Origin of the sequence: Bradyrhizobium sp. BRP19, assembly GCF_020194195.1 — a bacterium.
Taxonomy (GTDB): domain Bacteria; phylum Pseudomonadota; class Alphaproteobacteria; order Rhizobiales; family Xanthobacteraceae; genus Bradyrhizobium; species Bradyrhizobium yuanmingense.
Map to the genome: position 1 here is coordinate 60,380 of NZ_JADYVZ010000001.1, position 15,907 is coordinate 76,286.

The 15,907-nt window shown below is 64.2% G+C and carries 10 protein-coding genes, 1 tRNA gene and 1 pseudogene; 9 read left to right on the forward strand and 3 right to left on the reverse strand.

The genetic code is table 11. From position 1 onward, the window contains the following. Positions 1–139 precede the first annotated feature (139 nt). Complete coding sequence (locus I6F36_RS00290; protein WP_036012544.1) at positions 140–520, forward strand: hypothetical protein; 381 nt, start codon at positions 140–142, stop codon at positions 518–520. Here the strand turns inward: I6F36_RS00290 and I6F36_RS00295 are convergent. After that, entirely contained in the window at positions 480–2,039 is a 1,560-nt protein-coding gene (locus I6F36_RS00295) for a beta-1,6-glucan synthase (RefSeq protein WP_036012546.1), read from the reverse strand. The genes I6F36_RS00290 and I6F36_RS00295 overlap by 41 nt on opposite strands. A 327-nt stretch (positions 2,040–2,366) precedes the next feature. On the opposite strand from I6F36_RS00295, the gene I6F36_RS00300 reads away from it, so the two are divergent. From I6F36_RS00300 to I6F36_RS00335, 8 genes and pseudogenes are all read left to right on the forward strand, one after another. Then, positions 2,367–2,954: a hypothetical protein gene (locus I6F36_RS00300; RefSeq protein WP_036012549.1), complete on the forward strand. Its 588-nt coding sequence runs from the start codon at positions 2,367–2,369 to the stop codon at positions 2,952–2,954. A gap of 231 nt (positions 2,955–3,185) precedes the next feature. Then, entirely contained in the window at positions 3,186–5,849 is a 2,664-nt protein-coding gene (locus tag I6F36_RS00305; RefSeq protein ID WP_109143693.1) for a glycosyltransferase, read from the forward strand. A gap of 315 nt (positions 5,850–6,164) precedes the next feature. Further along, a tRNA-Lys gene (locus I6F36_RS00310) sits at positions 6,165–6,240 on the forward strand. A gap of 1,190 nt (positions 6,241–7,430) precedes the next feature. Further along, positions 7,431–7,778, forward strand: a complete 348-nt coding sequence (locus I6F36_RS00315; protein ID WP_036012559.1) for a response regulator — start codon at positions 7,431–7,433, stop codon at positions 7,776–7,778. Positions 7,779–7,894: 116 nt separating this feature from the next. Then, positions 7,895–8,086, forward strand: a complete 192-nt coding sequence (locus tag I6F36_RS00320) for a hypothetical protein (RefSeq protein WP_225112455.1) — start codon at positions 7,895–7,897, stop codon at positions 8,084–8,086. A gap of 1,447 nt (positions 8,087–9,533) precedes the next feature. After that, positions 9,534–9,727: pseudogene (locus I6F36_RS00325) on the forward strand (hypothetical protein). A 207-nt stretch (positions 9,728–9,934) separates the two neighbouring features. Beyond that, positions 9,935–10,093, forward strand: coding sequence for a hypothetical protein (locus I6F36_RS00330; RefSeq protein ID WP_164936882.1), 159 nt, complete (start codon positions 9,935–9,937; stop codon positions 10,091–10,093). A gap of 324 nt (positions 10,094–10,417) precedes the next feature. Beyond that, positions 10,418–10,588: a hypothetical protein gene (locus tag I6F36_RS00335; RefSeq protein ID WP_193374992.1), complete on the forward strand. Its 171-nt coding sequence runs from the start codon at positions 10,418–10,420 to the stop codon at positions 10,586–10,588. Positions 10,589–10,601: 13 nt separating this feature from the next. Here I6F36_RS00335 and I6F36_RS00340 read toward each other — a convergent pair whose 3' ends face one another. After that, entirely contained in the window at positions 10,602–11,273 is a 672-nt protein-coding gene (locus tag I6F36_RS00340; RefSeq protein WP_225170864.1) for a hypothetical protein, read from the reverse strand. 1,275 nt (positions 11,274–12,548) lie between these two features. After that, positions 12,549–15,647, reverse strand: coding sequence for a DEAD/DEAH box helicase (locus tag I6F36_RS00345; protein ID WP_225171079.1), 3,099 nt, complete (start codon positions 15,645–15,647; stop codon positions 12,549–12,551). Positions 15,648–15,907 lie beyond the last annotated feature (260 nt).

Consider the following 15,907-nt stretch of genomic DNA (forward strand, 5'->3'; position numbering starts at 1 on the left):
CTCACTCCTAGGCGGTGTTGGCAACACAATGTTGAGAACCAGCGGGAGGCTCGCGTGTTCCTGGAGAGTGCCCGGGCGGATCAACAGAAACCTCGCCTGCCCTGTTGCCTGGCCGCGCCTTCCCGACCATATTGCGGCCATGACAAAGAAGCCCTTCCGCCTCACGCCCTACCAGGTGCAGTTCCTGCTCGTGGTCGGATTCGTCACCGTCGGCTGCGCGCTCTACGTGCGCTATCTCGCGATCGAGTTTTCGCAGGTCGCGCTCGCCTGCGACGCCGGGCTTCAGACCCTGGTCTGCAAGTCGCGCTCGGTCTCGACCGTGCTGTTCAAGAATTCGGTGTTCGGCATCGTGGCGCTGGTGGTTGCGACGCTGAACCTGATGCGGCCGTCGATCGTGCTGCTGACCGTCGGCCTCATCGCCGCCGGCCTCGGCATCGTGCTCTACAATGTCGTGCTGTCGGGCCTTGCGATCGGCCTGCTTATTCTTGGCTTTGCTCGGCCCGCGCCCGCCACAGCGTGAGCGCGAACAACAGATAGATCGCGCAGGTCCATAGCGACTGCCAATTGTCGCGACCTTCGTTGAACAGCACGTACACGGCGGACAGCGCCAGCACCCCCGCGAACACCGCTTCGGCGATCGGACGCTGGCCGATCTGCGGCCGGTTCAGCATCAGAAGCGCAAACGGCACCACAGCCATCGTCAGCGCGGCGTAAGGAAAATCCTTGTAACGCGGATCGAACACGAAGCCGAGCGCGGTCGCGGAAGCGATCACCGCGGTCACCGCCAGCGTCAGGCCGAGCACCGCGGTGAGCTTCGACCATTTCCGGCCCTCGCGCGGGCCGAGCAGGTCGAGGAAGGTCGGCAGGCTGCGGCCGATCACCATCGCCTGCGCGCAGAAGATCGGCGACAGGATGCCGGCCAGCAGCAACGCGCCCCAGAGCAGCCAGCCGCCGATCCCGTAGCTCTCGTAGTACATCTTGTCGGCCCCGATCCCGAGCAGGATTCCGGCGGTCGTCGCCGAGATGCCGACGCCGAGCCAGGCCGGGAAACGCGGTGTCCACGGCCGGCGGCGCAGCGTGATCAGCGCGACAGCGAACACCAGCACGGAAAGCCCCATGCCGGCGCCCATGTACCATTTCCAGTACGGGAAATTGCTGATCGGCTGTCCCGGCGGATATTTCAGGCTCCTGCGCACCGAGTCGTAGAGGCCCCAATAGCCGCCGACGGTGCCTTCCAGCCTGCGCTTCCAGGGCTGGTCGTAGGACTCGATGAGATTGACGCGGAACTTCTGCGCCTTCGCAAGGCCGAGGATTTCCGAGACGACGCGCGCCTGATTGGTGCGCGAGGGCAGTGCGCCGTCGCGCATGCGGCCCGCGCTCGGCCAGCCGGTTTCGCCGATCAGGATCTCCTTGCCGGGAAACGCCACCGCCATGCGCTCGCGGATCTGTTCGACATGGGCGGCAGCGAACTTCGCCCTGATCGGGAAATCCTCCCAATAGGGCAGGATATGAATCGTGACGAAGTCGACGGCGTCATACACCTCGCGGTTCTTCAGCCAATATTCCCACACATCGGCATAGGTCACGGGCACGCCGACCTGGGTCTTAACCAGGCGGATGAGAGCGACGAGGTCCGCCGTCGTCATCTCACCGCGCAGCAGCACCTCGTTGCCGACGATGACGGAGGTGATGACGTCAGGGAATTGCTTGATGAGGCGAATGGCGAGCCCGGCCTGCTCGTAGTTCTTGGTGCGGTTGCTCGAGAGCCAGATGCCCTGCAGCACCTTCATCCCGCCGACCTTGGCGGCGATCGCCGGCACCTGGTCGAGCCCGTTCTCCAGCGAATAGGTGCGGACGCAGTCGGTGATCTCCTTGAGCTGGCGCAGGTCCTGTTCGATCTGGTCGGCATCGATATGGGTCCATGCCTCCAGCGGCGACTGCTCGCCGCGGAACGGCGCGTAGGAGACGCATTGAACCTTGTCGGCGGGATCGATCGGGGCGCGCGCGAGCGTGATCGGCGTGGCAAGCCACCACCACACGGCAGCGATCGCACCCAGTGAGACGAGCAGAAGCGCCAGTGGCGTACGAAGAGAAATCGGTTCCGTCCTCCGCGAAGGGCCGTCGATTACCTTCTCGCACGCCGTCTGCCAAGGGGGCACGTCCGGTGGATCCCTTGCGCCCCCAAGGAATTTACCTGCGCCAGTTCACCGGGATCTAGGATCGTGACTTTGCTGGACAAAATTCGAAATACAGGTCATGGACTCCGAAAGACTTTTCCGCCGCATTGGAGACCCATTTGGACGCCATCAGCTAGCGCGTCCGCGGGGCTCCTGACGCGGACGGCCAGCGGATACATTGGGGAATTCATGCGGCAACGGGTGTTCGAGTCACGAAATGCGGTCCTGCGGCAGTTCGCCGCCACCTTGGCCGTCTCCTGCCTGCTCGTTCTGACCGGTGCTGGCGGCGCTTCCGCCCAGAGCGGTCCGCCGGGCCCCGAACAGGGCAAGGCGGCCGCCCAGCCCGCCGACGCCGCCAAGGACGCCGCCCAGAATCAGCGCCGCACCGACGAGTTCGCAGAAGCCGCCCAGGTCATCAACGGCCCGGCCGGCAATCCCGAATGCGTCTGGCTCGGCCGGCGCGTGGTGCGGCTGATGTGGCGGGACGACCTCGATACCGCATTCCGTCATCTCGACCTCTACGACCGCTTCGGCTGTCCCGGCGGCCACATCCAGGCCGCGTTCCGCTGCCTGACCCGTTTCGGCGGCCAGATCGACCCCAAGGTGGCCGAAACTCTGGATAGCCGCGTGCACGCGTGCTGGATCAACCCGGCCGCCCAGCCGCAGCAGGCGGCGGCCGCGGCCGCTCAGCCGGCAGCGCCGGCCGCCAATGCGCAGCCGCAGCCGGCCGCGAGCCCCTCGCCTGCGGCAAGCCCGTCCCCGACGCCGGCGAAATAGCCCAAGCCAAAATCGCTCCGGTCGTTTCAGCTGCCGTTCAGGAACGACCGGCCATAGAGACGGTTGGCACTGCCGCGCGTCGTTCGAAAAGGCCATGCCCTCATAAGGACATGAGGCCATGACAGTTGTGAAACCGCGCGGCAGAGATATGCTCCCTTTGCCGCGGACTTGGTCGGATCTCGGGGTCGGATCCGCTTCCCTGCCACCTCAGCCCCTATTGGTTTAGCCGCGATGCGCGTTGTCGCCGCCGTTCTGTTGCTCGTGTCTGCGCTCCACGCAGGCAGTTGGGGAGTCCTGCGCGACAGGGAACCTGCGCCGGACTTCAAGGGCCTGGTGCCGAGCCTGTCCTATACGCCGTTCGAACCGGGCCATGTCGTCGACCTCAAGGTCGACCCCGACAAGATTCGCGCGGACTTGAAGAAGCTCTCGACCCTCACGCGAGCGATCCGGTCCTACACCGCGACGGAAGGCAGCGAGCTGGTGCCGCCGATCGCGGCCGAGTTCGGCCTCAAGGTCACGGTCGGCGCGTGGATCGACAAGGACGAGGATCGCAACGAGCGGGAGATCAAGGCCGCCATCGAGCTCGCCCGCAAGAACAGCAACGTGATCGGCATCGTGGTCGGCAACGAGGTGATCTACCGCGGCGAGATGAAGGTCGAGGACCTCATCAGCAAGATCAAGAAGGTCAAGAGCGCGGTCCGTGTTCCCGTGACGACGGGCGAGATCTGGAACATCTGGCGCGATTTTCCGGACCTCGCCTCCAGCGTCGACTTCATCGCCGCGCACGTGCTGCCCTATTGGGAAAACTTCCGTTCGGATCAGGCCGTCGACCAGGCCGTGGACCGCTACGACCTCCTGCGCAATCAGTTCCCGGGCAAGCGCATCGTGATCGCCGAGTTCGGCTGGCCGAGCGCAGGCTATAATTTGCGCAACGCAGATCCAGGTCCGTTCCAGCAGGCGCTGACCTTGCGCAACTTCGTCACCCGCGCCGAAGCGCTCGGCATGGACTACAACATCGTCGAAGCCCTCGATCGGCCCTGGAAATTCTTCGAAGGCGGCGTCGGTCCGTATTGGGGCGTCCTCAATGCCAGCGGCGAGCCGAAATTCGCCTGGACCGGCCCGGTCGAGAACCCCGACTATTGGAAGCTGATGGGCATCGCGCTGCTGGTCGGCGTGCTGCTGTCGTTGCCGATCCTGCGGATCGAGAAAGCGACCGCGAGGCAAGCCTTCCTGCTGTCGGCGACCGCCAACGGCGTCGGCGCCTGGGCCGCGACCGTGTTCGCCTATTGGAACGGCCACTACTTCCTGTTCGGCTCGGCTTTCGCGCTGACGCTCGGCATGATCCTCCTTGTTCCGCTGGTCCTCATCGCGATGGCGCGCATCGACGAGATCGCCGCGGTTGCCTTCGGCCGACCGCCGCAGCGCCTGATCGCCAAGAACAAGCCGGTCGAGAACGTGCCCGAGGATTACTGCCCCAAGGTCTCGATCCATATCCCCGCTTATTTCGAGCCCGTCGAGATGCTGAAGCAGACGCTGGATGCGCTGTCGCGGCTGAACTACCCGAACTACGAATGCGTGGTCATCATCAACAACACGCCGGATCCCGCCTTCTGGCAGCCGATCCAGGACCATTGCCGCGCGCTCGGTGAACGCTTCAAGTTCATCAACGCCGAGAAGGTGCAGGGCTTCAAGGCCGGCGCGCTGCGGATTGCGATGGACCGCACCGCGGCGGATGCCGAGATCATCGGCATCCTCGATGCCGACTATGTCGTCGAGCCCGATTGGCTGAAGGACCTCGTGCCTGCTTTTGCCGACCCGCGCGTCGGCCTCGTGCAGGCGCCGCAGGAGCACCGCGACGGCGATCTGTCGATCATGCACTACATCATGAACGGCGAATATGCCGGCTTCTTCGACATCGGCATGGTCCAGCGCAACGAGGCCAACGCCATCATCGTGCACGGCACGATGTGCCTGATCCGCCGCGCCGCGATGGACATGGCCGGCGGCTGGTCGAGCGACACGATCTGCGAGGACTCAGATCTCGGCCTTGCCATCCAAGAGCTCGGCTGGACCACCCACTACACGAATACCCGCTACGGCGCAGGCCTGCTGCCGGACACCTACGAGGCCTTCAAGAAGCAGCGGCACCGCTGGGCCTATGGCGGCCTGCAGATCGTCAAGAAGCACTGGCGCCGCTTCCTGCCCGGCGCAAGCCGGCTGACGCCCGACCAGAAGCGCGAATATGGCCTCGGCTGGCTGAACTGGCTGGGCGCCGAAAGCCTCGGCGTGGTCGTGGCGCTGCTCAACCTCATCTGGGTGCCGATCGTCGCCTTCGCCGACATCGCCATTCCCGACAAGATCCTGACGCTGCCGATTGTCGGCGCGTTCATCGTCTCGCTGGTGCACTTCCTGTCGATGTACCGCGCCCGCGTCGCCATCAAGCCCGGCCAGATGCTGGGCGCCATGATCGCGGCGATGAGCGTGCAATGGACGGTGTCGCGCGCGGTGGCGCAGGGCCTGATCACCGAGCACATCGCCTTCGCCCGCACCTCCAAAGGCGGCCTGTCCCGCATGTCGATCGAGTTCCAGGCATTCTGGGAAGCCGTGATCGGCACCCTGCTCCTGGTCGGCGCCGGCGTGCTGATCGCCACCAACAGCTACAAGCAGATCACCGAGATCTACATCTTCGCCGGCGTCTTGGTGCTGCAGAGCCTGCCGTTCCTCGCCGCGGTCGCCATCGCCATCCTCGAGCTCAGCCGCATCAACTCGTTCCAGTTCTGGCGCGACAGCGCGATCCGCACCGCCGAGCTGATCGGCCTGCGTCCGGTCGCGCTGCCCCACCCGACCGGCACGCCGCAGCCGGTGCCGAGCGAGGTGCGGCGGGAGACGAACTGATCCTGCTCCACGCCGGTCTTCGGCCTCGTGCCTGGAATCACGCGGTCTCCGGCGTGGATGACCGGCCGCCAATCGAGCTGAGAATTTTGGCCTAAGCGACGGATAGCCCAGGCAAATCCCCGCTCCTGCCGCGATCTTCGGCAACCACCCGCACTATTGACCTCCGCAGCCACTCCCCCTACACAGCGCGGGCCGAAGGCATGATCCGGAAACAGCCGGTTTTCCCCGCGACGCGATCTCTAGGCGAAGCGGCAAGACATGCCTCTCGAATGTCCGAACACGATGGCGATCTCTTCGAGCCATCAGCGGCCATGGGAGCGCGTAGCTCAGCCGGTAGAGCACGTGACTTTTAATCACGGGGTCCTGGGTTCGAGCCCCAGCGCGCTCACCAAGCTAAATCAAGCACCTAGAGCCAAAATTCAGCCCTTCGAGTTGAGGGGATTTTTAGGGCCTGCACACAGTGTGCACACTCGCCGGGTGCAGCCATGACCGCCATCGATATTGTCGGCTGGGTTCTCTTGGCAGTGGTTATGGTGCTAACCCTAGGCTTTGCGAAGAAGCCGCCAACGTGAGCCGTGCCATTCACAGCGGGTTCATACGTGCTGAGGCACGCTGCGCCCCATGGAGATTCTCAGATGATCGTTTCCGTGCTCGCCGCAGCATTACTTATGGGCCCGCCCGTGCCGGGGCTGGTTCAGCCACCCATCCAGCAGGTCCAGTATGGTGTGCCAAGACACCCGCCTCCATGCGGCCACGGTTGGGACCTGAGCGCCCGAGACGGCATGTGTTATCCGAACGGAGCCCTCCCTCCTCAAGAACAGGCTGCGCGGCAGTACTATCATCGCGGCGGCGGAGGTTACGGTGGAGGCTACGGTAGACATCCCGTCCGATGCGGCCACGGCGCCGACGTCGATATTCGAGACGGTCGGTGCTACCCCAACGGCACGGTGCCGCCACAGTTTCAGCAGGGCCGGCAGGGATATTACGGTTATGGCGACTATTATCACCGCCCAAGGCGCCATTACTATTAAGCTATCAAAGGCCCGCCAGCGCGAAACGGCGGGCTCCTGTCACAAGCCTGTGGCATGTCCGTTGCACAGTCGAAGCCAACTGGGATTTCAGCGCTCAGTTTGAGAATGACACGCTGCCGGGACATGTATTTCGAGCCCGGCAGCGTTCGATTTCGAAACTCGTGAGACAACTGCTATGGCATGAGCAGAATCAAGCGCACGGGCACATTTCCGGAGCCTGCTGCTTCGCCTCCTCCGGATCATCGTCCTCAGCGTCGCTGTCGTCCTGCTCCATGTCGGTGAAATAGTCGCCTCGCATGCTCTTGGTTCATTGCCCGATCCAGGCTCCCGGCCCTGGGTTCGAGCCCAGCGCGCTCACCAATAAAATCAAGTAGCAAAAATCGAAATGCCGTCCGGCTCAGCAGGTGGGCAGGAACAAAGGTCACCCGTTCCAGCTTGAGTCTCGCTGGCTCGTCGGCCGAGTTGGCGGAGGCGGCGCCGACCAGCCGGCACTATGTTTTCTGCGCATGGGTCCTCATGTCGTGGACGAAGAGCGCGACTGGAGGGAGACTTGCGGGTTCTTGTAGCCGAAGACGAAGACCTGATCCGGGACGTGGTGGTCGACATCCTGGAGACTCACGGGCACGAGGTGATGGAAGCTGATAGCGGCGAGCGCGCGCTCGAGCTCTGTGCCGAAGCCACACCCGATCTCTTGTTCACCGACATCAGGTTGGCGGGCTCCCTGACGGGCTGGGATGTCGCCATCCAGTGCAGGCAATCCAATCCGCGCATGCCTGTGATCTACGCCACCGGCTACACGCACGCCGCTCCGCGTCCGGTGTCCGGCAGCATCATGCTCCAGAAGCCGTTCGGGCTTGAACGCCTCTTGGAAGCGATGCAGTCGCTCGCGGGCGATTAGCTGCAGCCAGCCGCGGTCAATGCTCCGCAGACTGACAATTGTCAGTCGTTCGACTCCACACAGGAACGAAGGGCCTTCCGCACGCTTTGGCAGGAATGCCAAATGTCTCGCCCGGGATGGTCAGGCCGCTGCGGCTCGCTCTGCTGTATGGGCACCTGATCGCGCGGGGCACGCGGCTGTATCATCCGGGCGGCTCGCAGCCGGTGTGCAGCCTGTCATTTGCCAAGCAAATGGTCGAGGCGGGTTTGCTCTGCGCAAATGGCGAGAGCTTCGAGCTGACGCAGGAAGGCCGGAGCTTCGCCGGTTGATGCGCACATCATTGGCTTCCCCACGAACTCAACAACCGCTGGCGCGTGACCACGGTCGTGAAGTCAAGCGAGGCGTTCCAAGCAGCCCGCCCGCCGGATCTGACAATCTACGGTGACGGTGCACTCAGCTGTGAACGAAAACTCGGCCAATTGCCACTTTTTCCCGAAACGATTCACATATGCGAATGAAGCTACAAAGAAGAATGCCGCTTCCTGAGAGGTGCTGGGCAAATCGGGAGCATGCTTCATTGACTGACGAGGTTCCGTCGCAAAGCCGATTTTTCATTCGCATGGGAGGCAAGGGTTGGATGGTCTACGATCGAGAACGCAGGGGCCCAGCACTGATCGGGACCGATATGGCGGCCAATCTGACCAAGGAGCGAGCTGAACAATTGCTACTTCTGCTGATGCCCTCACGCGCGGAGAGGTCGCGTGCGGCGAACGATGGTGGTCCGCCAGCGTGAACCGGTAGGCCCCAATGGTTGCGGCCTCCTTTCTCGGGCGCCGCATTCGAACGTGTTCACCGGCCGCCGTTCGCGTTGCCGTCGGGGCTGGTTCTGGCCTAGACCTCGAAATTTTAATGCTGGACGGTATCTTTTGAGACACCCAGCTCGAATGTTTGAGCAGACGATATCACCCGGCGTGCCACGCTGAGTGGTGCGTCGGGCGGCCTCGGTGTGTCCGCAGCCAGCCCCGGGACGCCCGGGGCCGTTCCTTTGGATTCACGTTTGTTGATGCAGGAACGTCCCTCCAGGACGAACATGTCGTTACCGGGGCTGGCAAGTTTCATCTCGGATCTATCGTAACCCGGTAGGGCCGCTGTTCCAGAGCGGCGGCGCTTGTTCTGAAGCGTGAACCGGGGGCCGCGCCTAGCGCCTCTTTGGCCGATCGGTTTCTGCTGATCGCGATTTAGGGTTGCCACCCTTGCGAATTGTCGGGGGCGGCTTGCCCGCGTGACTATGCCTCTCTTGCATTTGCTCGGCTGCGACTACGCGCGAGCGCAGATCTTCCAATGCGGAAAGCCCAGAAGCAAGCTCATCGAAACGCTGCTTCAGAACAGCGGTGTGATCGAAAGTGCCCATGTACCCCCTCCGTCAACGAGCCGACCGAAAAGTGGGAAAATCATGCAATCGAGGAATGCAGAGGCATGGAGTCAGTTCCTTTGAAGAGTGCTGCGCCGTTGTCGCAGTTCGTGCGATGCGACTCGGCTCCTCCATCCGCGAACGCTCAGAGGCAGGCGCCACGGCCACGATCGCAAATCGCGCCTAGCGCCAATGACGGCCCCGACCGTGGGGGCTTTTGGGGTGTGAGGCCGGGGCCGCTGGAGGTGCTTGGACCTTTGGGGAAGGCCAAAGCCACCGAAGACTAGGAAAAATCGGCAATCGCTTCTGCTCGCTTTCGCACATTGCTTGTACGTTTTGTTTGCGCAGAACGAAGCCAATTGCCAATGAAGGACTATCTGGCGCAGATCGAGAAACTTGCAAAGATGCGGCCGAACGCGCCCTGATCCGCGACTTGGCTACCGATCCAGCCAAGCGCGAAGTGTTCGACAGGCTCGCAAGCCACCTCACGGTCCTTGCTGACCAAGTGGAAATGGCGATGGTTGAGCGGAAGGCCGGGACCGACCCGTCTCGGCCTTAGAAGCACGCCGCGGATCCGGTGCCCGATCCGCGCAGACATGGCCCAGTGATTTTGTGGCTCCAGGCTTCGAAGCCGCAGTGGTGGTCGACATGCTGAGCGGAGCTGCGGAGATGCTGATGCACTGCCAATCCAGATCAGCATGGGAACGTTTCGATCGGCACTGAGTCCTACAGGCGCAATCCATCCCGTTTCCTCGTGGATCGAACGATGGAAAAAGCACTCGCCTATGCCATCTCGGCGGCCCTTGTGGGCTTCGGTCTTTTGATCTTTTTCGCCGGTCTGTCTTCCAGCTCGCCCGCCTTATGGACGATCGTCGCGCTGGTCCCGATCACGATCGGGATCGTGAGCGCCTTTGGTCCTGTGTGACTTGATGTGGAAACCAGGGCTTTAGGTCAGCCCGTCTGTATTTTCCGAATCGGCAACCCGTGTTCGCTCTCTCGGAGCTTCCAACCGCTGGTGACGCGCGTGAGCCATTTCGTCTCGATGCTTCTGCTTGCGACGGCCCTGGTCCTGACGTTGTGCTTCGGAGTGGCGGCCTGGCGCCTCTCGGCAGACAAAGAGGCCGACATCACCGCCACGATTTCCCATCAGGAATACGGTTGGAGGCCGAGGCCCAGCAACTGAAACTTTGACAAACCCGCTGACATCGCGCCGGAAACGTGTAGGATTCCCCAAAACCGGAGGAACGGCATGTTTGAAATCAACGGTTTCGACACGGCGGGCGTCGTCAGCCTCAAGCGGGCGTCACTCGCCGCGGCCCTCAAAAAGGCCAGGGAGCTGGTCGAGGACGGATGCTGGGACGTTCAGGTCGTTGATCCCACAGGCCGGGTCTACACCTCGTTCGAGGAGGAAGCGGCCTAGCCAGAACGCGTCCTCAGCTCTCCGGCGCCGCCACCGCAGCCGGCGCGGTCAGCGGAGCCCCTCCGATCGACACCGGCCCTAGAGGCCCCAGGGGCTTGGGCTCACGCACCAGCCGCTTGCGCATCGCGGCGGACAGTCCGTAGCGCGCATTCGCTCTGCGAACGGACGATGTCACGTCCGACATCATCACGTTCTGCAGCGAGTCGACCTTGGCGATCAGCGTGGTGAGCTGCGAGGAGATCTTCTTCACGTCGACCCGCTCGTCCGTGATGCTCTGCCGCAGCGACAGCAGCAAGAGTGAATCCTGCTGCAGCAAGGCTGCATTCTGCTGCAGGGTCTGGTTGTTCTCCTGCAGCGAAGCCGTGTGCTGCTGCTGGGCCGACTGGATCTCCTTCAGGGCGGTGACGACCGGATCCGGTTTCGGTGCCGGTGCCTCCTGCCGCGGCAGCAGTTCGGCGAGGCTGGCAACATTCAATGACGGCATGCCGGAGGGCGACGTATAGATGGCCGCCGCGCCGTTGATAGCGAGGGCACACACCGCCAGCGGCAGGATCGTCTTGCGGCGGGGCGTGATTGGCGGCGTTTCAGCTTCCGGGCCTGCGGGTTCCTGCGCGCCTGCAGCGTCTGCAAGGGCGACGGCGTCGAGCTCTTCGGCGAAGCTTGGCGTTTCGAAGGACGTGGTCATTTGCACTGACCCCCATGGAGCGAGCAACAGGAAGCCGCCCCCTGGAACGCCCTCGCGACGATCCGCTTACGCAGCACCCATACACAACTGCCTAAAATTGTCGGCTTTCTGGATTAATTCCGCGTTAGCGGCGCGGCCGGCGGACGGGCCGGCGCCCCCGGCCGATTACGGATCCGGCGCAAGCTCCTCGCCGCGCATCCGGCAACAGCCATGCCAGCAACGGATTTTCCGAAGTTGGCATAATGCCACTGTTTTGCCCGACAAATCAACGGCCAAGTGACGGCGCCTCCGGCACGGACTCGGCACGATAGGCCTGATCCGGGTCGTGGACCACGCTTGCTTGGGCCACCTCGGCCGCGATGGACGCGCCGAATGCAGAACGCCTTATCGCACAAGCACATAGCTACTGTGCATGGGGTTGTTTTCGCACTTTCCGATTTACCCCTCGTCCAGCAGCTCGAACAGCTCGTGCGTCCGCTCAAACCGCGAGCGCCACATGTGCTTTGGTAGAGCGCGATGCACCGAGTCGACCTGTTCCCCCGTCGCTCGCAGATTACAAACCTGGTCCTATCGGGCTCGTAACGCGTTTGAGCGACACAGTCGTTCGTCGCTCGACCCGGGCCTTGGCATCCAGCACCTTGTCTCCAGCTCGTGCGGCTCGCGGCCGACTGATCTGGTCCGAAAGGCTCGAGCCTCTCCCTGACAGACTATTTGAACCAACACTGGCGTTTCCTTGAGCCTGTGTTGCCGGTCGGAATCTGCTTTGGGAGAACGCCGAACCAGCGGCCTTTTGATCTTCATTGCTCGTGCCGCTGCCAATTGCGCCGATCGGCAGGCCATTTTGAGCGCGACCAGCCCCGGCATTTCTCGCGGCCTGAGCTGCCGCCCGCGACCTCGCAGGCGTGGCGGGCTGGACGTTCGAATTGGTCGCTTCGCTGTTGGTACCCAGATCTCCGCCGGGCGCGATGTCCTTCGTCCCCATCCCTGGGGGGGCTGAGGGACCTGCATTGCCCGCACTCGTCCCCATTCCAGAAGGCGCCGAGCCGCCAGCGCTACCCTGCCCCGTTCCCATGCCCGCTCCGGCGGAGCCGGCATTTGCGCCACCCGCTTGCACCAGGGCCAACAGACATGAGCCTGCGACAATCGTGGCAATCACTGGACGAATGGCATGTGACATCGGACGATCTCCTTCGCCACGCCCAAATTAACTATAATGGTGGAGCAGGGTTTCCGCTACGAATTCGCAGTTGCGAGCGCTGACGAACGCGCAAGCCCCTACCCCTCATCCAGCAGCTCGAACAGCTCCTCCACCCGCTCGAACGGCGCATCGCGCATCGGGCTGTGATAGACGACGCGGTCGCCGTCGCGTTGCAGTGACTTGCCTCGCGACTTGCGCAGGCGTCCGGGCAGGAACGTCGCGGCCGCAGCTTCAGGCCCGACGTCGAGGCGGATGATGCCGCGTCGCTTGCATTCGATCCTGAGCTTGGCCGCGGCGAAGAAGTCGCGCGCGAGCTTCGGCAAGGGTCCGAAGCGGCGGGAGGTTTCCTCCTCGAGGTCGTCGAGATCGTCCTCGTCGTTGCATCGCGCGGCGCGGGCATAGAGCTCGAGCCGCACCGGCTCGGACTGCACGTAGCTCTCGGGCAGCATGTCCCCGACCGGCAGGTTGAGGTCGGGCACCCACAGCTGCTCGTCGCTCTTCTCCGAGGCCATCTTCAGCAGGTGGCTGTAGAGCACCGGCCCGAACACCTGGACGTGGCCGGATTGCTGCTCAGAGAACAAATCGCCCGCGCCGCGCAGATCCAGGTCGCGCTCGCTGATGGCAAAGCCCGCGCCCGGCCGGCTGAACTCCTCGAGCACGGCGAGGCGCTTCTCGGATTGTCCGGACTCCGTCTCGGTGAGCAGATGCGCGAAGGCGCGGATGCCGCCGCGGCCGACGCGTCCGCGCAGCTGGTGCAGCTGGGCGAGGCCGAACTTTTCCGGCCAGCACACCACGATGGTGTTGGCGCGTGGAATGTCGAGGCCGCTCTCGACGATGTTGGTCGCGAGCAGGACGTCGGCATGGCCTTCGACGAAGCTCATCATGCGGTCGTCGATTTCGTCCGCGGCCAGCCTGCCGTGCAGGCAGACGATGCGCAGGTCCGGCGCCACGGCCCGCACCCGCGCCAGCATGGGATCGAGATCCTGGATGCGCGGGCAGATCAGGAAGCTTTGGCCGTGGCGGCGCTGCTCGCGCAGCAGCGCCGAGGCGATCGCCGCATCCGACAGCGGCGCGATCCGGGTCGCGACCGGAAGCCGGTGCACCGGGGGCGAGGCGATCACGCTGAGATCACGGAAGCCGGCGAGACCGGCGGCCAGCGTGCGCGGGATCGGCGTCGCGCTCATCATCAGCACGTGTACGTTCTTGGCGAGCCCCGCGAGCTTGGCCTTCTCCGCCGCGCCAAAATGCTGCTCCTCGTCGACGATGACGAGGCCGAGATCGTCGAACCTGACGTCCTTGCCGGTGAGCGCCTGCGTGCCGATCACAACCTTGATCCGGCCGCTGCGCAGGCCCTCCTTGGTCTCCCGCAGCGCCGCGCCCGAAGTGGCGCGCGAGAGGTTGCCGACCTCGATGCCGAACGGGGCAAATCGCTTCTGGAACGTCGCGACGTGCTGGCGGGCCAGCACCGTCGTCGGCACCGCGACCGCCACCTGCTTGCCTGACAGCACCACCGCGGCTGCGGCGCGCAGCGCGACCTCGGTCTTGCCGAAGCCGACATCGCCGCAGATCACCCGATCCATCGGATGGCCGGATGCGAGATCATCCAGCACGTCCCGGATCGCCTGGGCCTGGTCGATCGTCGTGAAGTAAGGAAAACGCGCGACGAACTTCTCGTAGGCCGATCCCGGCGGCACCAGCTTTTCGCCGCGCCGCCGCCGGCGCTGGCTGATGTGCTTGGCGAGCGCCTTGCCGGCGATCTGGATCTCGCGCTCGGCCTCGCTGCGGCGCGCCCACCACGTGCTGCCGTCCGCCTTATCGAGCGAAAGCCTGCCGAGCTCGGCGGCGTAAGGCCACATCAAGGCGAGATCGGGCGGCGGCACCAGCACCGCATTGTCGCCGGCGAACTTCAGGCGGATCATCTCGCGCATCGCGCCGCCGCCGGTGTTGACCGTCTGCAGGCCGTCGAGCACGGCAAGGCCGCGCTGGAGATGAACGACCACCGTGCCCTGCTCCGGCGCATCGGCATGGTCGAAGGCCGCGCTCCAGGCGCGCGCCATCGGCTGCGGATGATGCGCGCGGCTGCCGAGCACGTCGGACGCCGTCACCACGACCAGAGGCTTCTTCGCCGGCACGACGAAACCGGCATCGAGATCGGCGAGCAGCGCCGCCTCGCCGCCCCGCCCGCGCGCGGCCTCCTCCCAGTCTTCGCAGCGCTCCGCCTTGACGCCGCTCATCCGCTCCATCACGCGCAGATCGTCCTCGTGCGCGGCAACGAGGATCAGCCGCGACCCGGCCCGGCGCGTCTCCTCGACGAAGCCACGCAACGCCTTCCGGGAGGATGTCAGCTTCGAAAATTCCGGGATGGCCTGGAACGGTGCCGTCCGCGGCAGCACCTTGATGCCCTTGGAGAGCCGCTTCCAATCGCTGCGCCCGAGATATTCGCGCTCCCGCTCGCTGCGGGGCGCGGCCTCCTCGATCGTATCGAGCCATCCGTCGGCATGCGACGGCACGCCGGCATCGGCGATCCATCTGGCGCCCGCGCAATAATCGAACAGGCTGGCGCGCTTACCGCCTTTGCCGGCAAGGCCGAGCCGCTCCGACATGGGATCGACGAGCAGCTCCCTGGTCTCGAAGATGATGCTGTGCTCATGCGGGTCGAAGGCCACGATCCGTTTGATCGTGTGCTGCGAATGCTCGATCCGGAACGGCCCCAGCGCGCCTGCGGGGAATATCTCGAAGGTCTGGCCGTGGAACAGCGCCCCGCCCGGATAATCCGGCTCATCGTCAAGATCGTAACCGAGGGATTGCAGGCGGGACTCCAGCTCCTGCTCGGAGAACGTGCCGCCCACCTTCAAACTCAGGCTCAGGCGCGACAGGCTGGCCGGCGGCGGCATCCGCTCCATCACCGCTTCGGCCGTCGATACCAGAAACACCGGCTTCTTGGACTTCGCAAGGCGCCTCAGCACGGAGGCTCTGCGCCCCGCGAGCTCGTGCGAGGGCTCCAGCTGATCGAACGGCAAGGTATTCAAGCGCGGAAACACCAGCACCTCGCAGGCGGGGTCGAGCGCGTGAATGACGCTGCCGAGCCGCTCCGCCCTGTTCTCGCTCTCGGCGAGAAACACGATGCCGCTGCGTCCGGACTGCTTCCATTGTCCAAGCAGATGAAGGGCCATCATGCCGAGGGGCGACGAAGACGAGATCGTGGCGCGCTGCGATCCTTTGCTCTTCTTCGGCGGCTTCTTGGCCACCCTTGCCTTCGTGGAAAGCCTCACTTGGACCCGTTTCTGCTCTTGAACCGCCGCAAACTGAATGCGAGCCGCCTTGCCCCTCGAATCGGCAGCTCGGCGCCATGCATATGGGATTTGCCCTGCGAACGCACCCCTCCTCGATAACGTTCGAGGCGGCGGCGCGATCCCTTTCGATCTGCTCTTGGCCG

Coding starts and splice junctions, on each gene's coding strand:
- I6F36_RS00290 (WP_036012544.1), top strand. CDS start 140: ATGACAAAGAAGCCCTTCCGCCTCACGCCCTACCAGGTGCAGTTCCTG.
- I6F36_RS00300 (WP_036012549.1), top strand. CDS start 2,367: ATGCGGCAACGGGTGTTCGAGTCACGAAATGCGGTCCTGCGGCAGTTC.
- I6F36_RS00305 (WP_109143693.1), top strand. CDS start 3,186: ATGCGCGTTGTCGCCGCCGTTCTGTTGCTCGTGTCTGCGCTCCACGCA.
- I6F36_RS00320 (WP_225112455.1), top strand. CDS start 7,895: ATGGTCAGGCCGCTGCGGCTCGCTCTGCTGTATGGGCACCTGATCGCG.
- I6F36_RS00330 (WP_164936882.1), top strand. CDS start 9,935: ATGGAAAAAGCACTCGCCTATGCCATCTCGGCGGCCCTTGTGGGCTTC.
- I6F36_RS00335 (WP_193374992.1), top strand. CDS start 10,418: ATGTTTGAAATCAACGGTTTCGACACGGCGGGCGTCGTCAGCCTCAAG.
- I6F36_RS00340 (WP_225170864.1), bottom strand. CDS start 11,273: ATGACCACGTCCTTCGAAACGCCAAGCTTCGCCGAAGAGCTCGACGCC.
- I6F36_RS00345 (WP_225171079.1), bottom strand. CDS start 15,647: ATGATGGCCCTTCATCTGCTTGGACAATGGAAGCAGTCCGGACGCAGC.